Genomic DNA, 3,995 nt, shown 5'->3' with positions numbered 1-3,995 from the left:
CTTTGCCGAACACATTTCCGGGAACGACAGCCACCTTTTCTTCCAACAGCAGCTTTTCGGCAAATTCCTCTGAGGACAGGCCGGTTTCAGCAACCGACGGGAACGCGTAAAATGCCCCGCCAGGCAGGTGGCACACAAGCCCCATCTCGTTCAATGAATCAACGAAATAATGGCGGCGGTGACGGTAGCTGCGCTTCATTTCCAGCACGTCTCCCATCCCTTTATCCAAGGCCTCTACCGCTGCGTATTGAGCGGGAGTCGAGGCACACATCATTGCATACTGATGTATCTTCAACAGGGGCACAGCTATTTCTGCAGGGGCGCATATAAACCCCAGCCGCCAGCCTGTCATCGCAAATCCTTTAGAAAACCCATTAATTACGATTGTCCGTTTTCTCATCTCTTCAAGAGATGCGATCGAGACGTGGCCTCGGTCATAGGCCAGTTCAGAATAGATTTCATCTGAAAGCACCACCAGATCGTGACGGCGGATGACATCTGCAAGCGCCTCCAGATTTTCTTTTTCCAACACAGTCCCTGTCGGATTATTCGGAGAACATAATAAAACTGCCTTCGTCCGGTCCGTAATCGCTTCTTCCAGTTCTTCAGCGGTCAATTTGAACCCGTTCTCAGGTTTCGTTTCAATTGTCACAGGTGTCCCACCTGCAAGCTGCACAAGCGGTACATATGAGACGAAGCCGGGCTCGGCGACCACCACTTCATCACCAGGGTCGACGATCGCTCTCAGACTGATATCAAGGGCCTGACTGGCTCCTACTGTCACGATGATTTCACTTTCCGGGTCATACTCCATGTCATAACCGTTCCGCATATAGCGGGCTATTTTTTCACGGAGCTCCAACAAGCCGGCGTTGGCTGTATAGGATGTATTGCCCTGCTCCAATGAAAGAATGGCCGCCTCCCTCACTGTCCAAGAAGTGATAAAGTCCGGTTCCCCCACCCCGAGTGAAATGACACCTTCCATATTGGCTGCCAAATCAAAGAATTTACGGATTCCGGACGGCTTCAAGTTTTCAACCGACTTCGCTAAATATGATGTCTTTGTCGTCATGGCGACACCACAATCCGCTTATCCTCATGAGCATCACCGAAAATGGTGCCGTCATGCTTATACTTTTTAAGTTGAAAGTGAGTGGTCGTGGACAGGACCGAATCAAGAGTCGAAAGTTTTTCGGATACAAAGGTCGCCACTTCATTCATGGACCGCCCTTCAACCGTCACAGATAGATCATATGCCCCCGACATCAGGTACACGCTTTTCACTTCTTTATATCGATAAATCCTGTGTGCGACTTCGTCAAATCCAACCCCTCTTTTCGGGGCCACCTTAACGTCGATCATTGCTGTGACACCTTCATGGCCCTCTACTTTCGACCAATCAACGATTGAGCTGTACCGCACAAGGATATGATCTTTTTCCAGCCTTGTAAGAGCTGTTTCCACTTCTTCAGGTGTTACTTGAAGCATCTTTCCTAAGTTTTCTGATGAAATTCTCGCATCCTTCTGTAAAATCCTTAGTAAATCAAGCTCCAAATCGCTAAGCTGCATACTCATTCTCCTCCATATCACTTAAATGGTTTCATTATAGCAGAAGATGAAAAAATAAAAAGAGTGACATTGCGTTTTTCTTTAAGGTGTTAAATGGTCAAAAAAGGGTAAAATACGTTAAAACAAACAATGTGAGGAGTGAAACATCATGCTAGGAAACGACTTTGCCAGAACTGCAACCGTCAATGGCGCTCGTGTGTATTATGAATATCATCAGCACCCGACGGCGTCCCGAACCTTCGTTCTTTTACACGGATTTTTATCTTCATCCTTCAGCTTCAGACGCTTAACTCCCCTTCTGAAAGACCAGTATAATGTCATATCGATTGACCTGCCTCCCTTCGGAGGGAGCGATAAGACGAGCCGCTTCGTCTATTCCTATGAAAACCTGGCCGACACCGTCATTCAGCTGCTCGAATACTTGAATGTGAAGAATATCTATCTGACCGGGCACTCAATGGGGGGACAGATTGCCCTGAATGTCATGAAAAAAGAACCCTCACTCGTCGAAAAGGGTGTGCTTTTATGCAGTTCGGGTTATCTGCCGAAGATGAAGTGGCCGGTCACGATGGCAAGCCGCATCCCTTTTTTCCACCTGTATGTAAAGCTCTGGCTTACCCGTTCCGGAGTCCGGAAGAACCTTGAGAATGTAGTCCATAACAAAGAAATGATTGATGATGAAATGCTTTTCGGCTACCTGCGCCCATTTTTAGAAGATGACATCTTTAAAGCGTTGACACGTATGATCCGTGACCGCGAAGGAGATTTATCGATCGCCGAATTGAAGAAAATCGAGACCCCCTGTCTGCTGGTCTGGGGAGAGCACGACCGCGTCGTCCCGCTTTCGACCGGACACAGACTGGCAAAGGATCTTCCCTTGTCCAACCTGGTTGTGTTGGAGGAAACTGGTCATCTTGTACCGGAAGAAAAGCCAGACGAGATACTCCAGCATATTCAGCAGTTTGTTCATTCTGAAGCTGATGAATTCATAAAGAATGAACAAACTCAATATAAAAAAGGACTCTCTCCTTCGCTTCTGACGGAAACGTAGAGAGACCCTTGCATATAGATTAAATCAAATAGGTGCCGCTGTTCTTTACTGAAAGTAACGTATAAAAACTCTCAGGCATTCAATCCATCGGAATCCACTCTTCAAACGAAAATTCATAGTTCTCTTGAATACTTGCAAGAATTGTCTTCATCATGAACGGTCCCGATCATATGATCCATTCCTGGGAGGTATGGATCAGCTTTTCATTCGTGTTTCTCATTATCAAGTTCTTCTCTTCCATACCTATATGGATAGTGTCTGATACCAGGGATAGACATAAACAAATAATTTTCATCTTTTCGAATTACATAATAAGATGAATATTGCATAAGAATTCATAGGAAGCTTGAAGGTGAACGGCATTTGACGTCTTCGGGCTGCCGGAACTTACCATTTTAATAGAAAAGGGGTTAAGACATTGAACGAATTCGAGAAAATAATCGATCGAAAAGGGACATCCTCTGTAAAATGGGATATGACCAAAGCCGTTTTTGGAAAAGATGATGTACTTCCGATGTGGGTGGCTGATATGGACTTCCTTCCTCCCGCTGAAGTAACGGAAGCGCTCAAAAACAGGCTGGATCATGGTATCTTCGGGTACACCTTTGTCGGGGATGGACCTACAGAAGCAATCAAGGATTGGGTCGGTAAAAGACACGGCTGGAACATCCATAACAGCTGGCTCCAGTACAGCCCGGGAGTGGTGCCGGCAATAGGGACGATTATACAGGCATTGACGGATCCCGGCGACAAAGTACTCGTCCAATCGCCTGTATACACCCCATTTTTCAGCATGACGGAGGAAAATGACCGTGTGATTGAGAATGCTCAGCTAACCTACGAAAACGGGAAATACAGCATTTCATTTGAAGACTTTGAACAATCTTTGAAAAAGGGAGTAAAGCTATTCCTGCTCTGCAATCCGCACAACCCAAGCGGACGTGTGTGGTCCCGTGAGGAACTGACCAGAATGGCTGAGCTTTGCAAAAAGTATGATGTCATCATCGTGTCGGATGAAATCCACTCCGACCTTGTCTTGGAAACCAGCAAACATACGCCAATCGCGGCAATAGATGAAAGTTATGCAGAAATGACGATCACCTGTATCGCACCGAGTAAAACCTTCAACCTTGCCGGCTTGCAGGCATCTGCCATGATCACTCCAAATAAGGAGTTCCGGGATAAAATTGCCGCTGTCCACAAGAAGCAAGGCTTCTTCACCCTGAATACATTCGGCATCACCGGGATGGAAGCCGCCTATCGTAATGGTGAACAGTGGCTTGAGAACATCCTGGGCTATTTAAAGGAAAATGTGAACATAACAAAATCATTCATTGAAAAGCACCTGCCCCGGATTCACCTTGTCGAACCGGAA

Annotated in this window: 4 protein-coding genes; 2 read left to right on the top strand and 2 right to left on the bottom strand. The window is 46.4% G+C overall.

Annotated elements, in window-relative coordinates; all coding sequences use genetic code 11:
- Both HP456_RS20870 and HP456_RS20865 read right to left on the bottom strand, forming a co-directional pair.
- Positions 1-1,072, bottom strand: a 1,072-nt coding sequence (locus HP456_RS20870; protein ID WP_172254709.1) for an aminotransferase class I/II-fold pyridoxal phosphate-dependent enzyme, incomplete at its 3' end; no start/stop codon positions are given.
- Positions 1,069-1,569 carry an Lrp/AsnC family transcriptional regulator gene (locus HP456_RS20865; protein WP_172254708.1) on the bottom strand — a complete coding sequence of 167 codons (501 nt, stop codon included), beginning with the start codon at positions 1,567-1,569 and terminating at the stop codon, positions 1,069-1,071. The genes HP456_RS20865 and HP456_RS20870, both read right to left, overlap by 4 nt.
- Before the next feature lie 148 nt (positions 1,570-1,717).
- On the opposite strand from HP456_RS20865, the gene HP456_RS20860 reads away from it, so the two are divergent.
- Together HP456_RS20860 and HP456_RS20850 are read left to right on the top strand one after the other, a co-directional pair.
- Positions 1,718-2,620, top strand: coding sequence for an alpha/beta fold hydrolase (locus HP456_RS20860; RefSeq protein ID WP_172254706.1), 903 nt, complete (start codon positions 1,718-1,720; stop codon positions 2,618-2,620).
- Positions 2,621-3,038: 418 nt separating this feature from the next.
- Positions 3,039-3,995 (top strand): MalY/PatB family protein (locus HP456_RS20850; RefSeq protein WP_172254704.1); only part of this gene is annotated, 957 nt, incomplete at its 3' end.

The sequence above is a fragment of the Bacillus haikouensis genome, from assembly GCF_013179555.1.
GTDB classification, from domain to species: domain Bacteria; phylum Bacillota; class Bacilli; order Bacillales; family Bacillaceae_B; genus Rossellomorea; species Rossellomorea haikouensis_A.
Note: the sequence above shows the minus strand (reverse complement) of the source record. Positions and strands in the feature narration are given on the sequence as shown.